Origin of the sequence: Pseudorhizobium endolithicum, assembly GCF_902153245.2 — a bacterium.
Lineage (GTDB): Bacteria > Pseudomonadota > Alphaproteobacteria > Rhizobiales > Rhizobiaceae > Neorhizobium > Neorhizobium endolithicum.
The window spans coordinates 183,369-203,222 of record NZ_CABFWF030000018.1 but is presented as its reverse complement, the minus strand read 5'-3'; the positions used below and the strand labels follow the sequence as shown (position 1 = coordinate 203,222).

General features: G+C 62.6%; 23 protein-coding genes and 1 tRNA gene. 8 read left to right on the top strand and 16 right to left on the bottom strand.

From position 1 onward, the window contains the following. The 5 genes from RTCK_RS19605 to lipB all read right to left on the bottom strand — a co-directional run. A partial coding sequence (locus tag RTCK_RS19605; RefSeq protein WP_185928068.1) for an alcohol dehydrogenase catalytic domain-containing protein occupies nucleotides 1–344 on the bottom strand: 344 nt, incomplete at its 3' end. A 56-nt stretch (nucleotides 345–400) separates the two neighbouring features. Next, a complete protein-coding gene (locus RTCK_RS19600) occupies nucleotides 401–1,183 on the bottom strand; it encodes a hypothetical protein (protein WP_142594075.1) in 783 nt (260 codons plus the stop codon). A gap of 106 nt (nucleotides 1,184–1,289) precedes the next feature. Next, a complete protein-coding gene (locus RTCK_RS19595) occupies nucleotides 1,290–2,207 on the bottom strand; it encodes a DMT family transporter (RefSeq protein ID WP_142520739.1) in 918 nt (305 codons plus the stop codon). Between the two features lie 72 nt (nucleotides 2,208–2,279). Then, nucleotides 2,280–3,347, bottom strand: a complete 1,068-nt coding sequence (locus tag RTCK_RS19590) for an NAD(P)-dependent alcohol dehydrogenase (protein WP_142594074.1) — start codon at nucleotides 3,345–3,347, stop codon at nucleotides 2,280–2,282. Nucleotides 3,348–3,414: 67 nt separating this feature from the next. Next, nucleotides 3,415–4,143 (bottom strand): lipoyl(octanoyl) transferase LipB, encoded by a 729-nt coding sequence (lipB, locus tag RTCK_RS19585; protein ID WP_142594072.1) that lies wholly within the window; start codon nucleotides 4,141–4,143, stop codon nucleotides 3,415–3,417. Between the two features lie 185 nt (nucleotides 4,144–4,328). On the opposite strand from lipB, the gene RTCK_RS19580 reads away from it, so the two are divergent. Next, nucleotides 4,329–4,413: transfer RNA gene (locus RTCK_RS19580), tRNA-Leu, on the top strand. A gap of 71 nt (nucleotides 4,414–4,484) precedes the next feature. After that, entirely contained in the window at nucleotides 4,485–4,913 is a 429-nt protein-coding gene (locus RTCK_RS19575; RefSeq protein WP_142594070.1) for an OsmC family protein, read from the top strand. On the opposite strand, the gene RTCK_RS19570 is transcribed toward RTCK_RS19575, so the two are convergent. Further along, nucleotides 4,914–5,411 (bottom strand): BON domain-containing protein, encoded by a 498-nt coding sequence (locus RTCK_RS19570; RefSeq protein ID WP_142594069.1) that lies wholly within the window; start codon nucleotides 5,409–5,411, stop codon nucleotides 4,914–4,916. Between the two features lie 60 nt (nucleotides 5,412–5,471). After that, the gene (locus tag RTCK_RS19565) at nucleotides 5,472–5,966 is read right to left on the bottom strand and encodes a peptide deformylase (RefSeq protein ID WP_142520734.1); all 495 of its coding nucleotides are present in this window, start codon (nucleotides 5,964–5,966) and stop codon (nucleotides 5,472–5,474) included. 208 nt (nucleotides 5,967–6,174) lie between these two features. On the opposite strand from RTCK_RS19565, the gene mgtE reads away from it, so the two are divergent. Next, nucleotides 6,175–7,593 (top strand): magnesium transporter, encoded by a 1,419-nt coding sequence (gene mgtE, locus RTCK_RS19560; protein WP_142520733.1) that lies wholly within the window; start codon nucleotides 6,175–6,177, stop codon nucleotides 7,591–7,593. 64 nt (nucleotides 7,594–7,657) lie between these two features. Beyond that, on the top strand, nucleotides 7,658–8,044 hold the full coding sequence (locus tag RTCK_RS19555; RefSeq protein WP_142520732.1) for a MerR family transcriptional regulator: 387 nt from the start codon (nucleotides 7,658–7,660) through the stop codon (nucleotides 8,042–8,044). 10 nt (nucleotides 8,045–8,054) lie between these two features. Here RTCK_RS19555 and RTCK_RS19550 read toward each other — a convergent pair whose 3' ends face one another. Beyond that, complete coding sequence (locus RTCK_RS19550; protein ID WP_142594067.1) at nucleotides 8,055–9,038, bottom strand: heparan-alpha-glucosaminide N-acetyltransferase; 984 nt, start codon at nucleotides 9,036–9,038, stop codon at nucleotides 8,055–8,057. 12 nt (nucleotides 9,039–9,050) lie between these two features. Further along, a complete protein-coding gene (locus tag RTCK_RS19545; RefSeq protein WP_142520730.1) occupies nucleotides 9,051–9,761 on the bottom strand; it encodes a DUF599 domain-containing protein in 711 nt (236 codons plus the stop codon). A 562-nt stretch (nucleotides 9,762–10,323) separates the two neighbouring features. Between RTCK_RS19545 and RTCK_RS19540 the strand changes: the two genes are divergently transcribed. Next, on the top strand, nucleotides 10,324–11,724 hold the full coding sequence (locus RTCK_RS19540; protein ID WP_142520729.1) for an L-serine ammonia-lyase: 1,401 nt from the start codon (nucleotides 10,324–10,326) through the stop codon (nucleotides 11,722–11,724). A gap of 65 nt (nucleotides 11,725–11,789) precedes the next feature. Continuing rightward, entirely contained in the window at nucleotides 11,790–12,227 is a 438-nt protein-coding gene (locus RTCK_RS19535) for a DUF1489 family protein (RefSeq protein WP_142594065.1), read from the top strand. A gap of 5 nt (nucleotides 12,228–12,232) precedes the next feature. Here RTCK_RS19535 and RTCK_RS19530 read toward each other — a convergent pair whose 3' ends face one another. The 4 genes from RTCK_RS19530 to RTCK_RS19515 all read right to left on the bottom strand — a co-directional run bounded on the left by RTCK_RS19530 (nucleotide 12,233) and on the right by RTCK_RS19515 (nucleotide 16,110). Next, nucleotides 12,233–12,502 carry a hypothetical protein gene (locus tag RTCK_RS19530; protein ID WP_142520727.1) on the bottom strand — a complete coding sequence of 90 codons (270 nt, stop codon included), beginning with the start codon at nucleotides 12,500–12,502 and terminating at the stop codon, nucleotides 12,233–12,235. A 114-nt stretch (nucleotides 12,503–12,616) separates the two neighbouring features. Further along, nucleotides 12,617–14,080 carry a D-alanyl-D-alanine carboxypeptidase gene (locus tag RTCK_RS19525; RefSeq protein ID WP_142594063.1) on the bottom strand — a complete coding sequence of 488 codons (1,464 nt, stop codon included), beginning with the start codon at nucleotides 14,078–14,080 and terminating at the stop codon, nucleotides 12,617–12,619. A 313-nt stretch (nucleotides 14,081–14,393) separates the two neighbouring features. Then, entirely contained in the window at nucleotides 14,394–15,002 is a 609-nt protein-coding gene (locus tag RTCK_RS19520; RefSeq protein ID WP_142594061.1) for a transglutaminase-like cysteine peptidase, read from the bottom strand. 496 nt (nucleotides 15,003–15,498) lie between these two features. After that, nucleotides 15,499–16,110: a PilZ domain-containing protein gene (locus RTCK_RS19515; RefSeq protein ID WP_142594059.1), complete on the bottom strand. Its 612-nt coding sequence runs from the start codon at nucleotides 16,108–16,110 to the stop codon at nucleotides 15,499–15,501. A gap of 216 nt (nucleotides 16,111–16,326) precedes the next feature. Between RTCK_RS19515 and RTCK_RS19510 the strand changes: the two genes are divergently transcribed. Together RTCK_RS19510 and RTCK_RS19505 are read left to right on the top strand one after the other, a co-directional pair. Continuing rightward, nucleotides 16,327–17,082 carry a rhomboid family intramembrane serine protease gene (locus RTCK_RS19510; protein WP_142594057.1) on the top strand — a complete coding sequence of 252 codons (756 nt, stop codon included), beginning with the start codon at nucleotides 16,327–16,329 and terminating at the stop codon, nucleotides 17,080–17,082. Nucleotides 17,083–17,191: 109 nt separating this feature from the next. Continuing rightward, nucleotides 17,192–17,626 carry a CBS domain-containing protein gene (locus RTCK_RS19505; RefSeq protein WP_142520722.1) on the top strand — a complete coding sequence of 145 codons (435 nt, stop codon included), beginning with the start codon at nucleotides 17,192–17,194 and terminating at the stop codon, nucleotides 17,624–17,626. A gap of 23 nt (nucleotides 17,627–17,649) precedes the next feature. Here the strand turns inward: RTCK_RS19505 and RTCK_RS19500 are convergent, their stop codons facing one another. The 3 genes from RTCK_RS19500 to folE all read right to left on the bottom strand — a co-directional run bounded on the left by RTCK_RS19500 (nucleotide 17,650) and on the right by folE (nucleotide 19,797). Further along, the gene (locus RTCK_RS19500) at nucleotides 17,650–18,600 is read right to left on the bottom strand and encodes a patatin-like phospholipase family protein (protein ID WP_142594055.1); all 951 of its coding nucleotides are present in this window, start codon (nucleotides 18,598–18,600) and stop codon (nucleotides 17,650–17,652) included. Nucleotides 18,601–18,700: 100 nt separating this feature from the next. Continuing rightward, entirely contained in the window at nucleotides 18,701–19,174 is a 474-nt protein-coding gene (gene hisI, locus RTCK_RS19495) for a phosphoribosyl-AMP cyclohydrolase (protein ID WP_142594053.1), read from the bottom strand. An 8-nt stretch (nucleotides 19,175–19,182) separates the two neighbouring features. Further along, entirely contained in the window at nucleotides 19,183–19,797 is a 615-nt protein-coding gene (gene folE, locus RTCK_RS19490) for a GTP cyclohydrolase I FolE (RefSeq protein ID WP_142594051.1), read from the bottom strand. Between the last annotated feature and the right edge of the window lie 57 nt (nucleotides 19,798–19,854).

Below are 19,854 nucleotides of genomic sequence, written 5' to 3'. Positions count from 1 at the left end.
TGGCCCTGTGTCGAACGGATGGCCGTGCAGAGATTGGTCTTGCGCGACAGGCAGGAGGGGCATTCCCGACACTCGGGCGTGTAGAGCGGGATGACGTGGTCCCCCTTCTTCACCGACGTGACGCCCGGCCCGACATCGACCACGATGCCGGCGCCCTCGTGCCCGAGAATGGCGGGAAACAGGCCTTCCGGGTCGGCGCCGGAGAGCGTGAAATCGTCCGTGTGGCAGATGCCCGTCGCCTTCACCTCCACCAGCACCTCACCCGCCCGCGGCCCCTCGAGCTGAACGGTCATGATCTCAAGCGGCTTGCCGGCTTGAACGGCAACGGCGGCGCGAACGTCCATGGTTCTTCTCCTTCATTTCCGAATCCGCACGACTGTCGCATGCCGCAGAGGGCGGCTCAAGCGCCTGCCGACGCCAAGAGGGATGGTTCGAGATCACGATCGGGTGCCATTGCCGCTGCCTGGGGATTCCGTGCGCGATCACGCGGCAAAGCGGCCCCCTCTGCACCCCGTGAAAGGCGGCATGCGGCGGTGCTGAGGGAGCGATCCTGCGCGACCATCTCCGTCAGGCTCATCATCTCCCGCCAGCCGGGATGATGCTCGGCAGGTGCACCGAGCCGATCGATCTCCTTGAGGATGAGGCGTTCGGCGCGGGAAAGGTTGAGGTGGCCGCGATCGACGGCGCTGCGCAGCACCCGCCAGAGGAAGGCAAGGTCTTGCTTCGTGATTCCCGCCGCGCCGCTGCGTCGTCCGGCATAGGCGCCCCGGGGCTCCGGCAGCAGAGCCAGTCTCAGTTGATTGAGTGCCGTCGTCGAGAGGAAATTCGGCACGGAGGTGGCGACGTCCAGCACGTGCAGCAGGATGTCCAGTCCGGCGGAAGTCCGGATCGCGCCCGCGTCCGCCAGCCATTCGAGAAGCCAGCCGGCCGTTGACCCGGATACTTCTCCGGAACGGGATTCGTGCCAGACCACGTATGCGGTGACCGACTCGATGAGGTAGCCCGTCCATTCGGGGCAGGAAACGGGGCAGCAGTCGTGCAGTGCAAGCGCCATTGCAACCTCTTGCCGGCTGCCCAATCCGTCGGGCCAGAGCTGGCGGCGCAAGTGCAGGACGTCGTCGGGCGTGATCCGACCCTTCCCGGCGATGACACATGCCGGGAAAGAGAAGCGAAGATCGCTCATCTTTCATCTCCGTCTCATCATGAAACTGAGGGAGCACTATAGGCGCTCACCCGTTGACGGACTGCCAAGGATGGATCTTAACGCGCGCTGAGGAAGTTTCCTCAAATCACGCTGCACGTCTCGCTCTGACACGCTCGCGCCAGATTATGAACAGGCCGGAGGCTACGATGATGAGAATGCCGACCCATTTTGACGGGGTGGGGAAGTCGCCGAACAGGGCATAGCCGAGCACGGTCGCCGAAATGATCTCGAAATACTGGAAAGGTGCGAGCAGGGAGATCGGCGCCATCCGGAAGGCCTTGACCACGAGGAGGTGCATATAGCCGGAGATCGAACCGAGCAGGACGAGGAGTACCAGTCCGAGCCATGAGGCGGGGAGGGACATCTCGAACTCTTCGGCTCCTGCCGCAGTGCCGGCCACCAGTGCAGCCCCCATGAGGAGCGTGCCGCCGACGCCGGCGATGGTCTGCATGGTAAGCGGCGAATCGGCCTCGCCGATTGCGCGGTTGAGGAAGAGGTAGAGCGTGAACAGGAAGGCGCAGGCGACCGGCAGCAGCGCGGTCCAGCCGAAGATCGCCCAGCTTGGCTGGATGACGATCATGGCGCCGCCGAAGCCGACGACGATGGCGAGCCAGCGGCGCCAGCCTACCTTCTCGCCCAGGAAGAGTGCCGACATCATCGTCAGCATGAAGGGCTCGACAAAATAAATGGCAAAGACGTCCGCGAGCGGCATGTATTTTACCGCCACGAAGAACATCAAGCTGGCTGCAGCATGCAGGGCGCCGCGCAGGAGATTCATCCAGGGCCGTTTTGCGCGAAGGACCGAGCCACCCAGCACGAACAGCAGCGGCAGCGTGCAGACGAGCTGGAAGAAGAAGCGGTAGAAGGTCACCTGGCCGGGTGACATGGCCTCGAACGTCGCCATATACTTGGCGATCGCGTCCATCAGCGGAAGGATCACCATGCACACCGCCATCAGGACCATGCCGGATGCCGGGCTTCCGGTGCGTGTTGGCTCAGTCATGGGGCGGAAAACCGGAACTGGGGCGCTCGGCCGGCTGGGAGAGAGGAGAGGGGGCGCCGAGCGCCCCTCCGTTCACGCGGCTGCTTGCGAGGGCAGGGTTTTCATGTCGATCACGAAGCGGTAGCGGACGTCGCTCTTCAGCATCCTCTCGTAGGCTTCGTTGATCTGGTCCATGCGGATCATCTCGATTTCGGCGGCAATTCCTTTCTCGGCGCAGAAATCGAGCATTTCCTGCGTCTCCGCAATGCCACCGATCATCGATCCGGCGAACGTCTTGCGACCGGGGATGAGGCTGAAGGCATGGACGGAGAGCGGCTTTTCCGGAGCGCCAACCTGAACGAGCGCACCGTCGCGCTTCAGGAGCGCCAGATAGGCATTGATGTCGTGATCGGCGGCAACCGCGTCGATGATCAGGTCGAGACTGCCGGCGGCATTCTTCATCTGCTGGGGTTCGCGGGAAACGATGACCTCGTGCGCACCGAGTTTCTTGGCATCCTCCGCCTTCGAGGGTGACGTGGTGATCATCACGACGGTGGCGCCCATGGCGTTGGCAAGCTTCACTGCCATGTGGCCGAGACCGCCCAGCCCGACGACGCCGATGCGCTTGCCCGGCCCGGCCTGCCAGTGGCGAAGCGGAGAGTAGGTGGTGATGCCGGCACAGAGCAGCGGTGCCGCAGCGGCGGGATCGAGGCCCTCGGGGATGCGCAGGACATAGCGGTCATCGACCACGACGCGGGCTGAATAGCCGCCGAACGTATGCGCGCCTTCTCCCATGGCCTTGTCGGGAGAGTTGTAGGTTCCGGTCATCCCGTTTTCGCAATACTGTTCGAGCCCGTCGGCGCAACTGGCGCACTGGCGGCAGCTGTCGACGATGCAGCCGGCACCCACGCGCTCACCGGTCTTGAAGGCAGTGACGTCCGAACCCACCCGCGCCACGCGTCCGATGATCTCGTGTCCGGGCACGCAAGGATACATCGTCCCTGCCCACTCGCTGCGGGCGGTGTGGATGTCGGAATGACAGACGCCGCAGTACTCGATCTCGATCTCCACATCGCGCGGTCCCGGATCGCGGCGCGTGATTGAAGCGAGCTTCAGCGGGGAGCTGCCGTCGTCGCAGGCATAGGCGGAGGTTGTGAACATGGCATAGCTTTCGTTGGACTGGGAGGTGGGGGGTGGGCGTGTTACATTGGGAGGAAACGGCGTACCGTCAACCCCGGCCCGTCTCCGTTATGGTTGAGCCGAAAACTTCTTCAAACGCCTGCCGCAGCCGCGTGTCTACATCGGTCATCATCACCGGCAGCCCGAGATCGATAAGGCTGGTCACCCCGTAGGCGCTGATGCCGCAGGGAACGATGCCGGAGAAATGCGTCAGGTCGGGATCGACGTTGATCGACAGGCCGTGGAAACTCACCCAGCGCCGCAGCCTGATTCCCAGAGCGGCGATCTTGTCCTCCGCCATGCCGCCGTCGGGAAGCGGCGGCTTTTCCGGCCGCCGGACCCAGACGCCCACCCGGTCCTCGCGCCGTTCTCCCTTCACGTTCATCGATTCGAGCGTCCGGATGACCAGTTCTTCCAAGGCGGCGACATAGGTCCTGACATCCTGCCGCCGGCGCTTGAGGTCGAGCATCATATAGGCCACCCGCTGGCCGGGGCCGTGATAGGTATATTCGCCGCCGCGTCCGGTGGAGTAGACCGGAAAGCGATCCGGCTGGATGAGGTCGGCGGCGTCCGCGCTGGTTCCGGCAGTATAGAGCGGCGGATGTTCGAGCAGCCAGACGAGTTCGTCGGCCTTGCCGTCAGCGATCGCCGCGACCTCCCGCTCCATCATGGCTACGGCCTCTTCATAGGGCACGAGGTGATCGGAGATTCTCCAGCGTACCGGCGGCGATCCGGGCAGGGGATGCATTGCATGGTCTAGATCGGTGCGGGCCAGCATGAGAACGTCCTCTCGTCCGCCTTGTTGAAGAACTCCCCTCGATCGAAAGGAGCAGCGGATGGGCTTTGATATAGACCTAATCGCGTCGGATTTTTATCCCTGAAAATTCTCTCGCGGCGCCCTTGTGCCCACCAGATCCTTTTGCTACATGCTGCCCCGCCGGCGCAAGTCGGCTCTACCACGATGCGGTCGTGGCGGAATTGGTAGACGCGCAGCGTTGAGGTCGCTGTGGGGCAACCCGTGGAAGTTCGAGTCTTCTCGACCGCACCAAAGAAACCCGCTTCGGCGGGTTTTTTGTTGTCTTGGCCTCCCGGATGTTCTGTAGCCTGAGGAGAGTGGCTATGCCCGCGTTGAAGGTGAAGCATCGGCCGGTCGGTGCAACGGCCGTCCTGGGCCCGACCGGACGTCCGACGATCACAACCCCCACCGGCGGCAGCATGGAAGCGATCACGGTCGGATCCGATCCCGGCTTCAACCCGCTCGATCTCCTCTACGCTTCGCTGGCGACATGCCTGGCGATCAGTGCCCGGATTGCGGCGAGCGAACTTGGTCTCCTCGACCGGATAACCATGGTCAGGGTCCAGGTAATTGGCGAAAAGGCGCCCGAAACACCCTCCCGTGTGCTCCGCATCGCCTCTACGCTCGCTCTTGAAGGAGATCTGGACACTGCTCAGCGTTGTGCGATCGCTGAGCATGCGGAAAGGATCTGCACCGTCAGCAACACCCTGGCCCGCAGCCCGGAACTGACCGTCACGGTGCAGCCGGAATAATCAGTCGTCCTGCGGGATATGCGTGTCGACGCCCGCCTGGCGCAGGTTGTTGATCACGGTTTGCACGCCTTTTATCCGCTCGACCGTGCGCGTGATTCGCGAGGATGTTGCGCTGTCGTCCACAACCCCTTCGATCGTGACGGTGCCGCGCTCCGCATGGACGTCGATGCTCTCCATCGGGAAGTCGCCCAGATTGTCGAGCGCTTCGGTCACCCGCTCCTCGACGTCATCGAAGTCCGGGAAGCCGTCCGTGCCCGGCAGGACATTGTCCGGCGTCCGCTCTTCGAAGCCTTCAGCGTCGACACCCTCCACATGATATCCCCGGTTTCGCTCGCGGTCGAAATTGGCGTTCGGGTCTCCATAGGCGGCGTTGCCGACCGGGCGTGTCGCGGCACCCGCTGCATCCGCATAGGGCCACCCGTCGTCGATATTGCGGGTGTCGTAGTCGCGATAGTCTTCCTCGCGGGTCGTGTTGTTGGGATTGCGCTTGATCGCCATTGGGAGGCCTCCGTCGATTGTCCGCTTCCATAACGTCCGGAAGGGGGAATGGTTCGACGTTCAGGCGCCGTTCTGCTTCTGCCACTTGCGGATCAGGCGGTCCCGCTTCAGCCGGGAAAGCCGTTTGAGCCAGAAAATGCCGTCCAGTTGGTCGACCTCGTGCTGGATGCAGATGGCATGGAAGTCCGTGGCGTCTTCCTCGTGAGACCCGCCTGCAAGGTCCTGGTAGCGGAAGCGGATCGCGCAGGGCCGCTCCACGTCTTCCGTGAACCCCCGCATCGACACGCTGCCTTCGACACGCCGTTTCGTTTCTCCCGAGAGGGAGAGGATCACCGGGTTGACGTAGACGAGCGGCTTGTCCGGCAGGAGTTCGAGCACCACGACGCGAAGCGGAATGCCGACATGGCCGGCGGTGATGCCGACACCGGGGGCGGCCCGCATGGTCTCCAGCAGGTCGTCGGCCAGTTGCCGCAGCGCAGGCCCGAACTCCGTGACCGTCGCGCAAGGTCGTGAAAGGCGCGGGTCCGGATAGTTGAGGATGGGCAGCTTCGCCATGCGGAACTCCGGGATCTGGTGTAGAAAGCTCCGGCATACGCTCTGCAGCCGTGCGCCTCAACCGTGACGGCGACATCCGCTGGACCGAAGTTTCCGATTCGTTTAGCAGGGCGTGGCGGCGGGCTGTTCGCCAGGTCTATCCGGTTGTTGACAATACGGTTCTCGCAGCCATTCTCGATGGAAGCACGAGGCCATGCAGGGGCGGCAGATGAGCGACATCGAAGAAGAAAACCGCGCCCGCATCCGCAGTGAAGAGGCTGCCGCGGACATCTACGCAGAAGATGGCTCCGTGCGCGCCGAATTCCTTGCGCTCGTCGGTGCGGCCATCGCCGATCGTGACGTCCTCTATCTGCGCCAGCACGTCTCCCGACTGCACGAATCGGAACTCGGCGACCTGCTGGAGGCCATTCAGCCGGAGCAGCGGCTGGCGCTGGTCAAGCTCCTCGGAGCCGACTTCGACCTGACCGCGCTCACCGAGGTGGACGAGGCGATCCGCCTGGAGATCGTCGAGCAGATGCCGAACGAGCAGATCGCAGCGGCGATCGGCGAGCTCGATTCCGACGACGCCGTCTACATCCTCGAGGACCTCGACAAGGAAGACCGCGAGGAGATCCTTGCCCAGTTGCCGTTCACCGAGCGCGTCCGGCTACGCCGCGCGCTGGACTATCCGGAACAGTCGGCCGGCCGGCGCATGCAGACGGAATTTGTCGCCGTTCCGCCCTTCTGGACCGTCGGCCAGACGATCGACTACATGCGCGAGGACGCTGAGCTTCCCGAATCCTTCACGCAGATCTTCGTCATCGATCCCACTTTCAAGCTGCTCGGCATCGTCGATCTCGACCGCATCCTGCGCACGAAACGTCATGTGCGGATCGAAAGCATCATGCGGGAAACGAACTATCCGATCCCTGCGGAGATGGACCAGGAAGAGGCGGCGCAGATCTTTGAGCAGTACGACTTGTTGTCGGCGGCTGTGGTCGACGACAACGGCCGCCTCGTCGGCGTCCTGACCATCGACGACGTCGTGGACGTGATCCAGGAGGAGGCGGAGGAGGATTTCATGCGGCTCGGCGGCGTCGGAGACGAGGAGCTGTCGGATTCGCTCGCCGAAACATCCCGCTCGCGCATGCCCTGGCTTGCCGTCAATCTCGTCACCGCCTTCGTGGCGGCGTCCGTCATCGGCGTCTTCGACGCCACGATCGAAAAGATCGTTGCCCTGGCCGTCCTCATGCCCATTGTCGCCGGCATGGGAGGAAATGCAGGCTCCCAGACGATGACCGTGACGGTGAGGGCATTGGCCACCAGGAGCCTCGACATCCATAACGCGGCCCGTGTCGTCCGGCGCGAGGCGGGGGTGGGGCTTCTCAACGGTCTCCTGTTCGGTCTCCTGATTGGCGCGGTGGCCGGATTGTGGTTCCAGGACGCCAATATCGGCGGGATCATCGCGGTCGCGATGCTGATCAACATGATTGCAGCGGCGCTCGCCGGGATCATGATTCCGCTGATCCTCGACAAGGTCGGTGCCGATCCTGCCGTTTCCTCGGCGGTCTTCGTCACCGCGGTTACCGATGTGATCGGCTTCTTTGCCTTCCTGGGCCTCGCGACATGGTGGTTTGCGGCGCAATGACGCGCCCAAAATTGACTGGCACGTAAAAGTCAAATAGTCTTCACGACCAGAACAGGAACGGGCCGTGAATAAATACTACACCATCACCGAACTGACGCGGGAATTTGGCGTCTCCACCCGCACCCTTCGGTTTTACGAGGATGAAGGGCTCATCCACCCGGAGCGGCGTGGCCGCACGCGATTGTTCCGTGCTGCGGATCGCCGGCTTCTTCAGGAAATCCTGCGCGGGCGCCGTATCGGCTTCACGATTGCGGAAATCCGCGAAATCATAAAAGTCTACAAGGAACCGCCGGGGGAACTCGGCCAGTTGAAGCTGATGATGAAGCGCATCGATGAGAAGCGCGACGAGCTTCGCCAGAAACGTAAGGACATCGACGAGACGCTGGAGGAGTTGGACAATGCCGAAGAGGCTTGCCTGACGCGTCTGGCGGAGATCGGCGTCGGTACCTGACCGGTTCGTCTTAACGGCTCCGGATCGAGCATTCCTCGGCGAGGATCCGAACACGATCGTCCGTCTGCACATCGATCGCGCCCGCCCGCAGCGGTTCGAGCAGCGATTGCGCCGCCAGCTCATCGACCGTGCAGGTGCAGAATCTCGAACAGAAACCGCTCTCGTTTCCTTGCGAGGTGCAGTCTGCCTGGCAGGAATTCAGCTCGCTCTGCCGCAGATCGGGCTGCGGAGGCGGGCTGATCTGAGAGAAGATATAGACCAGGGCGATCAGTACCGGCTGGTGAACCAGGTAGATTGTCAGGCTGTGCCGGCCTGCCCGCGATAGCAGGTTCGGCCGGGTTTGCACCCGGCTGAGGGAGGACAGCCACGCACGATCCACCGCCAGACGCGCCACCGCAACGCCCGCGAGCAGCGCTGCCAGCCATGGAAACAGAGGAACGAAGTCGTTGGAGCGCGGCGGGGTGGCGGCAAAACCGGTCCAACTCACGACCTTGGGATCGAAGATGTGCGAGCGGAGGGAGCCGGGAGCGAGATAGCTATCGACGATCATCGCCAGGACGATCAGCGCCGCAGCACTTCCGGTTGCGAGCGGTGGCAGGCGCAGGAAGGCGAGCCCAAGCAGGCTTGCCGCTGCGATACTGTGCAGGATGCCGAAGAAGATCCACTCCTGCGGGATGGCGAAGAATGTCGCGATGCTGATAGCGGCGGCGGCCCCCGCAACCATGGTGAAGCGCTTCCAGAAGGAGCGCCAACGGATGGCGGGATAGTGGGCCAGCACCAGACTGACCCCCGCCAGGAACAGGAACGAACTGGCGATCGCGCGGGCGTATATCCTCCACCATCCGCTGGTGGCGGTGCCGGGCTCGATATAGCCGAAGAACTCCAGGTCCCAGGTGAAGTGGTAGGATGCCATCGCCAGCAGAGCAACGCCCCGCAAGGTGTCGATCAGCGTGATGCGCGGGGTATTGGGCCGGCTGTTATCTGCGAGCGTCAATGCGGAACTTTCTCATGCTGATCCCGGCGGAGCCGGAATATCCATGATGGCGCGGCGGGCCTCCGAGAAGAACTGGCGCCGGGTCAGAACGAATATCACGAATACCGTCGTGAGCATGAACATATAGGGCCCGACGAACCAACCGAGATAGCCGATCGAGAGAAAAATGGTCCGAAGACCCGCATTGAAATGTTTGGCGGCAATGGTGTTCATCCGCACGACCTGATCGGCCGCTCGCCGCGCCTCCTCGGCATTGAGACGCGCCTGGTCCGTCATCGGCAAAGCGCCGAAGAGGATCGTGCAGTAGTTGAAGAGCCGATAGGACCAGCCGAACTTGAAGAAGGCGAAGCCGAACATGATGGTCAGTCCGGCCACCTTCAGCTCGAAGACCGTCCGGCCGCCATATGCCACGAACGGCAATTCGCGGAAGACGGCATCCACCTGGTCGGTCGCTCCCAGGAGGGCGAAACAGCCGCCGATGGCGAAGATCGATGTTGAGGCGAAGAAGGCGGTCCCGTTCTGCAGCCCGGCCATGATCTGCGTGTCGATCATCTTCAGGTCGCGCTGCAGAGAATTGTAGATCCATTGCTGGCGCCGCTCGGCCATCGCCCGGTTGAGGCTGGCCCGAGGCAGGTACCGCGCCCCGTTTCCGGCGGAGATCCAGGAGTAGGCCAGCCACAGAAAGGCAAACAGCGCAAGCGCCACGTAATCCGCGATAGTCATCCGAATCCCCGGCTGGTTGTTCCCTGCGGATATGCTTCACATGCCGATGAGCGGCAAGCCCCGCTCCGTTAACGCTTGCGGCGAAAATCGGATGACGTCCTTCCGTTGTCGGGCCTGAACAGGCAGTGCTTCACCGATATGTCATGCGATGGGCGAATGGCTGCGATGCGGCTTTGCCTTGCTTCCGCCACTTTTTGCAGTTGCGAGAAGGATGGAGGTTTAATATATCCTTTACCAGACCGTCTCCGATGGCGGTGCACGACAGACAATCAACCGGAGTCATTATGGAAGACACCATTCAGAAGTCCTGCTGGGGCGTGACCTTCAAGGCGCTCGCGGGATTTGCCGGAGTTTTGGCGCTCGCCTATCTGTTCGGTACCATCTGATCTTTTTCCGACCCCATTAGAAATAGCGAATTCTTGAAACGGCGTGGTATTGCTACCGCGCTGTTTTCGTTTTGTCGGCCTTGTGTCGCTATAGTCAAAGGACATGTCGGGGCGTCCGCCGCATCCGGCGGTGCTGCCGACATAGCCTCCTCCGGTGCATCAGGAGTCGCGTGAAAATGTTTCTTTCCGTGTTCGACGTCTTCAAGATCGGCGTCGGCCCGTCGAGCTCCCATACGATGGGACCGATGTCGGCCGCGGCGCGCTTCCTCGAGTTGATCCTGTCCGACGACTGGCCGCGTCCCACGGGGGGCAGGGTGGGCTCGCTTCGGGTCACGCTGCATGGCTCGCTGGCCTACACCGGCATAGGTCATGGGACGGGCAGGGCGGTCATCCTCGGCTTGACGGGAGAAGAGCCGCATACGGTGGATCCCGACCGGATGGACGAGACCATTGCAGAGGTCGAGCGGAGCGGAATTATAAGGCCGCCGGGTCATCCGCCTTACGCTTTCCAGCCGAAGACCGATCTGATCTTCGACAAGAAGCAGCCTTTGCCGGGCCATGCCAACGGCATGACCTTCTCTGCTTTCGATGCCGACGGGCGCCTTCTCGTGAAGCGCGTCTACTATTCGATCGGCGGTGGCTTCGTCGTGACCGATACCGAACTGCAGGCCATGCGTGCCGAGAAGGGCAAGTCCTCCGGTCCGCGTGTTCCCTATCCCTTCGGTACGGCGCAGGAAATGCTGGCTATGGCCAGCAGCTCCGGCCTCAGCATCGCCCAAATGAAGCGCGCAAACGAGGAGATCCGGCTTTCCCCGAGCGAACTCGACGCGGGGCTGGACCGGATCTGGGAGGCCATGAACAACTGTATCGATCGCGGCCTGAGGGTCGATGGCGTCATGCCCGGGGGGCTCAATGTACGGCGGCGGGCTCGCGCGGTACACGACAAGCTGAACGAGGAATGGCGAAGCAACCGCCTCAACCCCTTGCTCGCCAACGACTGGCTGAGCGTCTATGCCATGGCTGTCAACGAGGAGAATGCGGCCGGAGGACGGGTCGTAACTGCGCCAACCAACGGCGCGGCCGGAGTAATACCCGCGACCATCCGGTACTTTCTGCATTTCCATGAGGATGCGACGCAGCAGGATATCCGCGACTTCCTGCTGACGGCCGCAGCGATCGGAGGCATCATCAAGCACAATGCCTCCATCTCCGGAGCGGAAGTGGGCTGTCAAGGAGAAGTCGGATCCGCGGCGGCAATGGCGGCGGCGGGCCTCGCGGCGGTGATGGGCGGCTTCCCGGAGCAGATCGAGAATGCCGCGGAGATCGCCCTCGAGCACCATCTCGGCATGACCTGCGATCCGGTGGCGGGCCTCGTACAGGTTCCCTGCATAGAACGGAATGCTTTGGGCGCGGTGAAGGCGGTCACTGCCGCTTCCCTGGCAATCAAAGGTGACGGCAGGCATTTCGTGCCGCTGGATGCGTGCATCGAAACAATGCGCCAGACCGGAAACGACATGAGCGAGAAATACAAGGAGACTTCCACCGGCGGCCTCGCCGTAAACGTGGTGGAGTGTTGACCGATAGTGCTGTTCGACGCGGGTCGCGGCTTGACCTTCGCCCTCTTTCGGATTTGAAGGACGGCATGTCACTGCATCTCATAAAACTCTGCGTCGGCGCCGACTCGCTTCAGGATCTGAAGGATTGGGTCGGGGAACGCTCGATGATTGCCCTTGCCGCCGGGCTGGAACCGCACTCCATTCATACCACCCGCATGGTTCCCAAGCGTATCGATGAGCTTCTGGACGGCGGATCGCTCTACTGGGTGATCAAAGGCCAGGTGATGGCACGCCAACGTCTTCTGGACCTGCGCTGCATTACGGGTGCGGATGGGATATCCCGCTGTGAACTGGTGCTGGGACCTGAGGTAATTGAGACTGCGCCGCAGCCCAAACGGCCATTCCAGGGCTGGCGCTATCTGAAGGCGGAGGAAGCGCCGCGCGACCTCGCGGGAATGGGTGAGGAACTGACGGCGATGCCCGAGGACCTGCGTCGCGAACTGGCGGAACTCGGGCTTCTGTAGTCAGATCAGCGGAGCCGCAGGCGGACCGGCGAGCGCCCGGCATGCGCCCCGACATGAAGATGGATGCTCACTTCCGGCTGCGAATGCCGCAACGCGCGGGCGCCGTGGCTGAGAAGCAGGGCGACGAGATCACGCGTTCGGTCCTTGGATTTGGTAAGGCCCGCACCCGCCAGCCGCATGGCTGCCTCGTGCAGCGGATGGAGCGCGGTAGCCCGCGGCCTGGATCGGCCGCCGGGTGCAAACGGCGAATTGGCGCTGCTTTCGTAAACCGTCATCTTTGGCCTCGTACACAATACAAACATCGAGGTTGATGCAGGGCTCTTCCCCCGGGGCGGCGCCACCCGTAGGCGACGCCGAACATCATGCCGGCAGACCGCCGGCTGCTGGCGTTACTGTTGCGATGCCCAGCAGTTGACGCCGTGCTTCTTGAGCGCTTTGCAGGTATTCACCGCCGCCGTCTGGTCGTCGAACCCGCCGAAACGGGCGCGATAGAGCTGTTCGCCATTGGCGTTTACCGCAACCGTGAAGGGCTTGGCGGAACGCAGTACCTTTCCGCCCTTGTCCTGCGCCTTCTGCAGGAGCTCGGTGGCCATTTTCTCGTTCGGCGAGACGCCGACCTGGATAACCCAGCCGGACACGGTCTCTTCCGGTACCGCGCGCGCCGTCGATGCCGTGGTCACGACGTCGACTTCGCCGGACGTGTCGCCCTGTTCGGTCACGGCGATCTCCTCGCTCGGGACGAATTCGGGTGCCGGAACGGGCGCGGCCACTTCGGCGAGCGCTTTCATGGCGTCACCGGAACGCTTCGTCGCCGAGGGTGACGCATAGGCGGAGGCGATCTGCTGCTCCTCGTAGCGGGCCTGCGGAACCGGGCCGCTGCGCGGCAGATCGAACGCCGCAAGGCGTTCGGCGGCGGCAACCGCATCTCCGACCGGGGCAGAGGGGGCCTGTGCGATCAAGGCCGCTCGCTTCCCGTTGCGGGAAGCCTTGGGAAGATATTGCGCGACCAGCTTGCGCATCTGCGCATCGCGGCTGGCACCGGTGCGGCCGCCGATGACGACGGCGACGAGCGAGCGCCCGTCCTTCTGCAAGGACGTCACGAGGTTGAAGCCGGAGGCGCGGATATAGCCGGTCTTGATGCCGTCCACGCCTTCGACCGAGCCCAGCAGGCGATTGTGGTTACCGATGGTCTGCTTGCCGAACTTGAAGCTGCGCGTCGAGAAATAGCCGTAATACTGCGGGAAATGCTGACGGAGCGCCATTCCGAGACGGGCCTGGTCGCGCGCGGTGGTCATCTGGGCGGTATTGGGAAGGCCGTGCGCGTTGCGGTAGGTCGTGCGGGTCATGCCGAGGGCACGCGCCTTGTTCGTCATCATCTGCGCAAAGCGGGATTCGGAGCCGCCGAGGAATTCCCCGAGAGCGGTGGCCACGTCATTGGCCGAGCGGGTGACGAGAGCCTTGATGGCCTGCTCGACCGTCAGGTTTCCGCCGGCACCCATGCCGAGCTTGGAGGGCGGCTCGGCCGCTGCGTTCTTGGAGACCGGAACCTTGGAGTCGAGCCGAATGCGGCCGGCCTCCAGCGCCTCGAAGGTCAGATAGAGCGTCATCATCTTTGTGAGCGACGCCGGGTAGCGCAGGCCATCCGGATCTTCGCTGTAGAGGACCTTGCCTGTATTGGCATCCACTACGATGCCGGCATATTTCGGCGCGGCACTGGCCTGTGCGGCCGGCAATGTCACGGCGAGCGCAAGCGCGAGGAGAAATCCGGTAATCGGCCCGCCGAGCCTTGTCTGTCGCTTGAAAAAGGAGGTGGAGAATACTGCCATCGACACTACCGCACTCATCGCTCGCATAACAACTCGCCTTCCGGACGCGCCCCCGCCACGAACCGTTACCGACAAGCTAGGGCAACAGCGTTACCAAGAGGTTTATGATGAACGGCGATCTTTCAGCTTCGACGGCATTTTAGGAAATTGCCGATCGTTGAATGTATACCGCCCGCCAATCCCTTTGAAAAAAGCGGTAATCGCGGCATCAATATGATGCTGCCTCGGGAAAATTCTTCTGGTGAGCAAAATTTCGGCGCCGGCAGGGGAGGGAGAGCCAGGCTGTCAGCGCCAAATTCCGTTATGCGGAGGTTCCTGCGCCTGGCTGAGGATGCAGCCGTTACCTCGCGACGCTACCGACGGCGGTCGCGCGGCCGTCCTGCAGCTTGACCCAGCGGCCGGGGTGGTTGGAAGCCTGGCGCTTCAGGAAGGTGTACTCGGTGTCCCACCAGAGCAGAACGGTGTTTCGCATGTTGTCGAGAACGAAATCGCCATGGTCGGTGCGGACGGTGAGGACCGCATGGCCTTCGCCATTTGGCTGCAGAACCACGGTGATGAGGAGGTCCGAGGGATCGAATCCTCTCGCCATGAGCATCTTGCGCTTCAGGAGAACGAAGTCCTCGCAGTCGCCGACGGAGCGCGGATAGGCCCAGCGTTCCTCGACGCCGTAGATGTCCTGGTCGGTGAGCGGCTGGATTGCAGTGTTTACCGTGTAGTTGACGTCGAGGATCGTCTGCCACCTCTCCTCCGTAAGCGTGGCAGGCCCTGCATCATGCGAGGCCGGTTCGCACTCGCTCGCGTAGATGCGGCAGAATTCGTAGTGACCGATCGGCGGATTTGCCTTCCCGCCGATCTCCATGGCAGCCGGCATCGCGGCCGAGGTCTGTACGCCCAACAGGACAAGGATGGCGGTGGCGATTGCTGCACTCAATCCGTTGCGGTGGGTCATGGTCTTGTCTCCCCGTTACGGGAGGAAACATGACAGGAAGGCTTTGATGCCGCGCGAAAATGAGCAGTAAAATCAAAGGATTATTTGAGGATAAGTTTTCGAGAATACGAGGCGAATTTGAATCGAATTTGAATAAATCTTGAATGAAATGCCGTTCGAGTTCGAGGAAAAGTGCACGGAGGCTGATGACCTTCCGTATCGCGCCACTCTCGTGAAGCCCGCGGTTTCCTGGGCAGGCCTCGGTGAGAAGGTTAATGCGGGGGGAAGGTTGTCCCGACGGTGATGGCGATATATCGCGTCCGCCAAGCCTGCTTCAGGCGCTACGGCAAGCGGTGAAAAGGGGCGCGCGGGCGCACGGACCGCGCGAACCGGAGAGCATTCCGCAGAAAAAAATTTTGGGTGCGCAGAAGAATTTTGATCTTCCTGTCCCGGAACGGGACAACAAAAAAAAGCGGCTGGCGCCGCTTTCCTGCAGAGATCGGTCGGGTGGAGAGTTCTATAGGAACTCGCGAAGGGAGTCCCGCGATTGCACCGTGGCGAACTCTATCGCCACGCCCTCCATGAAGTGTCGGACGACCTTGCCGCGCATGCTTCCCAGCCGTACCGGTGTGCCGAGAGGCGGTCGTATGTCGATATCCACGGCGGCGCCGGAAAGCGACAGGTCCATGAGCCGGCAACTATAGCGGCTTCCATCGTCGAGAACCACTTCCGCTCTCGTTTGTCGTGGTGTCAGGCGATCATGGCGGCGATCCTCGGGAAGGCCGAGCTCGTGCTTGTTGGCGATCCAGGTCAACTGCGCGGCAAGCTTCTCGCGCTTGCGATCGGTCGCGTTGATCGTCATCGAGAACCCGGAGGTGCCGATTTCCGTAACGATGCCTTCGAGGCGACCGAGATGATCGAGATAAGCGATGACTCGCTCATTTATCCGCGGCCGGCCCTGGCAGCTGAATTCCACGTCGCCCGGAGACATTTCGACGGCGGTGCAGGCATATTCCTCGTGATTTGCCAGCATCAGACGTCCATCGACGGCGATCCCGACCCTCTGGAAGGCTCTCGCCGCTTGAGCAGGTTGCTGGGCCGGACGTTGAGATGACTGGAACGAATACATCGATGATTTCCTGCATACAGGTTCTTCACCGATACAATGGACGGGTTAACATAGAGTGTTCCACTGCGGGAAGGTTCCTGATGCCTGTCGTTAAGCGGTGTCGTTGAGGGGTCCGGTTGAACGGCAACTTCCTGTTGCTGGCGGCTGTCGCGCCATCGGCTTCTTTAATCGGATGCAACTATCCTGTAAGCCTCCCGGGGCAACAGGGGATCGTACATGGACCATCAGGACGGCTGGACAGGCGGGGGCGACGAAGCCCGCCAGACGGAACCACCAGGCAGGCAGCCGGTATTCAACCTTCCCGGCATTCTGGTCACTTCGATCGCGATCCTGTGTGCGTTCTACCTCGTCGAGAGCCTGTTCTTGGGCGCACAAGGCCGGGAACAGATGCTCTTCCATATGGCCTTCAGTCCTCTCCGTTATGTCTACCCTCTGGCCGAGCAGGGACTGGAATGGTTCTGGACGCCGGTCACCTACTCCTTGCTCCACGGCGGCATAGAGCACCTCCTCTTCAACACCCTGTGGCTGATGGCGTTCGGGGCTCCAGTCGCGCGGCGGATCGGTGTCTTCCGCTATGTCGTCTTCTGGATGTTTTCCGCCGCTGCAGGAGCGTTCTTCCATGCAGCAATCCATTGGGGGGCGCCGACGGTCCTGATCGGCGCTTCGGGCGTGGTTTCGGCACTGATGGGCGCCGCATGCCGGTTCGCCTTCCCCGCGAATGGCGGCTTCAGCCGAATGAACGGGCACCTCTATCCGCGCCAGTCGCTCCTCGGGGCGCTTCGAAACCGCACGGTGGCTGTCTTCACGGGCCTCTGGTTTCTCGGAAATATCCTCATCGCCCTTGGCCTTCCGCTCGTAGGCGCAAGTGCGGGCGAGATTGCCTGGGACGCGCACATCGGCGGTTTTCTCTTCGGCTATCTGCTCTTCGGCCTGTTCGACCCCGAGCCGGATACTCGCCGCAGCATCCCCTGACCGGCAAGCGTGTTGCATTCCGTCGCGCGCGAAGGCACCATTCATCTGCCGGACGTCGGGCGAGGGGGACGTACGTCGCCGGCGTGCAATGGTCTGCGAGGAGAAAGCCATGTCCATCGTCGTCAAGAACATGCTGGATGCCAAGGGTCGGGATGTCGTCACCGTCACTCCGGACAAGACACTGCTGGAGGTCGCGGGCATCCTGCATGAAAGGAAGATCGGCGCGGTTGTCGTCACAAGCGTCGATGGACGCATCGCCGGCATATTCACCGAACGCGACATGGTGCGCGCTCTGGCCGAGCGGGGCGCTGCCATCCTGGACCAGCCGATATCGTCCGTCATGACCGTCAGCGTCCAGACCTGCCGCGAGGATACCACCGTCAACCGTCTGATGGAGATGATGAGCAGCGGCCGGTTCCGTCACGTTCCGGTGGAAGAGGGCGGCCGTCTGGCCGGAATCATCTCGATCGGTGACGTGGTGAAATCGCGGATCCGCGAGGTGGAGATGGAAGCCGAGCAGATCAAGGCCTATATCGCGGGCTGACGCGGCGCCAGCCGGTCGGAGGATCAGCGGGCGAAGACCTCCTGCATGCGCTGGAGGGCCGCAATCTGGTTCATCGTTTCCGCATAGCCGCGATCGATCGCTTCGCCGGCGCGGTGGAATTCGGACAATCCGATATCGCTCAGCCGGGGGTGGAGGGCGAGGTCCGGCGGATCTCCCGCCAGACGGGCGCGGGAGATCCGTTCCTGGATGATGTTGAAGGCCTGTACCATCACCCCCGGCAGTCCCAGATGCTGTTCCTTGAGCTTTGCCTTCGGCTCCATGGGCTGGAAGCTGGCACTGTGCTTGACGACGGCAGAGCGGCCGAAGATGTCGTAGTTCAGGTTCACCGCTACCACCAACGGCTGTTCGTAGGCGCGGCAGACGGAGGTGGGCACCGGATTGACGAGAGCTCCATCGACCAGGGTGCGGTTGTTGCATGTCACCGGCTCGAAGATGCCGGGCAGGGCGTAGGAAGCCCGCAAGGCCGTGATCAGCGAGCCGCTGCTGATCCACACCTCGTGTCCCGTGTGAAGTTCGGTTGCGACGGCCACGAAGGGCCGCCCGAGATCGTCGATGGACAGTCCCTCGAGGTGTTCCTGCATCCGTTTCGTCAGGCGCATCCCGCCGAGCAGGCCGCCGCCGCCGATAGTGAGGTCGAGAAGACCCGCGATACGACGCATCGTCAGGGATCGGGCAAAGCTCTCCAGTTCGTCCAGCTTGCCGGCAAGATAGCAGCCGCCGACCAGCGCGCCGATCGAGGTGCCGGCGATCATTCCAACCTCGATGCCAGCCTCGTCGAGTGCACGCAATACACCGATGTGCGCCCAGCCTCGGGCGGCGCCGCCACCCAGCGCCAAGGCGAGCTTCGCTTTTTTCGGAACATCGAGTGTCTTGGGTGGTTCTGGGGCTTGAACGTCAACGGACGCTGGGGACGCTGCGCCTGGCTCACTACGATTCCAATTCCAGTTCAGCATCCATGCCTCCAAGCTGAACGTTCCCATGGGTGCATTGAAGCACCGACAGGTTGCGAAATGGTGTAGCTCTCGTCAGCCTGTCGGGAAACGGAACACGCCGCTACTTGGTTCCCGTATCGGCTGCGTCGGTCCCGTAGACCGTGGCAGGATCGAAATGCAGGCGATCGTCGAGGATCCGCAGCGTGGCCGCGTCCTCCGTCATGGCGACCGTTCGGTAGAAACACGACCGGCGGCCGGTGTGGCACGTTGCATCGTGTCCCTCTACGGTGACCTTGAGCCAAATGGCATCCTGATCGCAGTCCGTCCGTATCTCATGGACGGTCTGCAGGTTGCCGGAAGACTCGCCCTTCTTCCAGATTTTCCGGCGCGACCGGCTATAATAATGGGCAATGCCGCTTTCGATGGTGAGCGCAAGCGCTTCTTCGTTCATGTGCGCGACCATCAGCAACTCGCCGTCGGAAGCGTCGGTGACGACTGCCGTGACGAGGCCGTTCGCGTCGAAGGCGGGCGCGAAGACGCCGGCGCCCTCCTGTACGGCCTTGTCCGCTGACGGGGCGGGGAAGGTGAGAGACATGGGTGGGCTCAGCGGTTGCGCACGAGGCTCAGGAAGCGCGCCTGCTCTGCGGCATTGCCCTTGTATTCGCCCGTGAATGTGGTGGTAAGCGTGGTGGAGCCTTGCTTCTGCACACCGCGCATGGCCATGCACATGTGCTCGGCCTCGACCATCACGGCCACACCGCGCGGCTTCAGCGTCTCCTCGATGGCGGCTGCGATCTGCGCCGTCAGGTTCTCCTGCGTCTGCAGCCTCCGACCGAAGATGTCGACCACGCGGGCGATCTTGGAAAGCCCCAGAACCCGACCGTTCGGCAGATAGGCGACATGCGCCCTGCCGCTGATCGGCAGCATGTGGTGCTCGCAGTGGGAATAGAAGGGGATGTCACGCACCAGTACGGCATCCTCGTAACCGGAGACTTCCTCGAACGTCCGGCCCAGTACCTCTTCCGCCGACAGATCATAGCCGGAAAACAGTTCGCGATAGGCTGCCGCGACCCGCTTCGGCGTGTCCAACAGGCCCTCGCGCTGGGGATCCTCGCCCGCCCAGCGCAGCAGGACGCGCACGGCTTCCTCCGCCTGTTCGCGGGTCGGGCGGCTGTCGGTCTGGCCGGTGGCCGGAAAATTCTTCACGATGGCATCCATTGCTGTCTCCCGGAGGCCCGCAGGTGAGCATCCCGTTGATGCAAGCCGGCTGCGCCG

Excerpts from the sequence above, each read along its gene's own strand:
- RTCK_RS19500 (WP_142594055.1), bottom strand. The coding sequence starts at position 18,600 with ATGCTGAACTGGAATTGGAATCGTAGTGAGCCAGGCGCAGCGTCCCCA.
- RTCK_RS19540 (WP_142520729.1), top strand. The coding sequence starts at position 10,324 with ATGTTTCTTTCCGTGTTCGACGTCTTCAAGATCGGCGTCGGCCCGTCG.
- RTCK_RS19565 (WP_142520734.1), bottom strand. The coding sequence starts at position 5,966 with ATGGCGAAGCTGCCCATCCTCAACTATCCGGACCCGCGCCTTTCACGA.
- hisI (WP_142594053.1), bottom strand. The coding sequence starts at position 19,174 with ATGTCTCTCACCTTCCCCGCCCCGTCAGCGGACAAGGCCGTACAGGAG.
- RTCK_RS19510 (WP_142594057.1), top strand. The coding sequence starts at position 16,327 with ATGGACCATCAGGACGGCTGGACAGGCGGGGGCGACGAAGCCCGCCAG.
- RTCK_RS19530 (WP_142520727.1), bottom strand. The coding sequence starts at position 12,502 with ATGACGGTTTACGAAAGCAGCGCCAATTCGCCGTTTGCACCCGGCGGC.
- mgtE (WP_142520733.1), top strand. The coding sequence starts at position 6,175 with ATGAGCGACATCGAAGAAGAAAACCGCGCCCGCATCCGCAGTGAAGAG.
- RTCK_RS19570 (WP_142594069.1), bottom strand. The coding sequence starts at position 5,411 with ATGGCGATCAAGCGCAATCCCAACAACACGACCCGCGAGGAAGACTAT.
- RTCK_RS19545 (WP_142520730.1), bottom strand. The coding sequence starts at position 9,761 with ATGACTATCGCGGATTACGTGGCGCTTGCGCTGTTTGCCTTTCTGTGG.
- RTCK_RS19600 (WP_142594075.1), bottom strand. The coding sequence starts at position 1,183 with ATGAGCGATCTTCGCTTCTCTTTCCCGGCATGTGTCATCGCCGGGAAG.
- RTCK_RS19595 (WP_142520739.1), bottom strand. The coding sequence starts at position 2,207 with ATGACTGAGCCAACACGCACCGGAAGCCCGGCATCCGGCATGGTCCTG.
- RTCK_RS19535 (WP_142594065.1), top strand. The coding sequence starts at position 11,790 with ATGTCACTGCATCTCATAAAACTCTGCGTCGGCGCCGACTCGCTTCAG.
- lipB (WP_142594072.1), bottom strand. The coding sequence starts at position 4,143 with ATGCTGGCCCGCACCGATCTAGACCATGCAATGCATCCCCTGCCCGGA.
- RTCK_RS19575 (WP_142594070.1), top strand. The coding sequence starts at position 4,485 with ATGCCCGCGTTGAAGGTGAAGCATCGGCCGGTCGGTGCAACGGCCGTC.
- RTCK_RS19515 (WP_142594059.1), bottom strand. The coding sequence starts at position 16,110 with ATGTATTCGTTCCAGTCATCTCAACGTCCGGCCCAGCAACCTGCTCAA.
- RTCK_RS19520 (WP_142594061.1), bottom strand. The coding sequence starts at position 15,002 with ATGACCCACCGCAACGGATTGAGTGCAGCAATCGCCACCGCCATCCTT.
- RTCK_RS19590 (WP_142594074.1), bottom strand. The coding sequence starts at position 3,347 with ATGTTCACAACCTCCGCCTATGCCTGCGACGACGGCAGCTCCCCGCTG.
- RTCK_RS19505 (WP_142520722.1), top strand. The coding sequence starts at position 17,192 with ATGTCCATCGTCGTCAAGAACATGCTGGATGCCAAGGGTCGGGATGTC.
- folE (WP_142594051.1), bottom strand. The coding sequence starts at position 19,797 with ATGGATGCCATCGTGAAGAATTTTCCGGCCACCGGCCAGACCGACAGC.
- RTCK_RS19525 (WP_142594063.1), bottom strand. The coding sequence starts at position 14,080 with ATGCGAGCGATGAGTGCGGTAGTGTCGATGGCAGTATTCTCCACCTCC.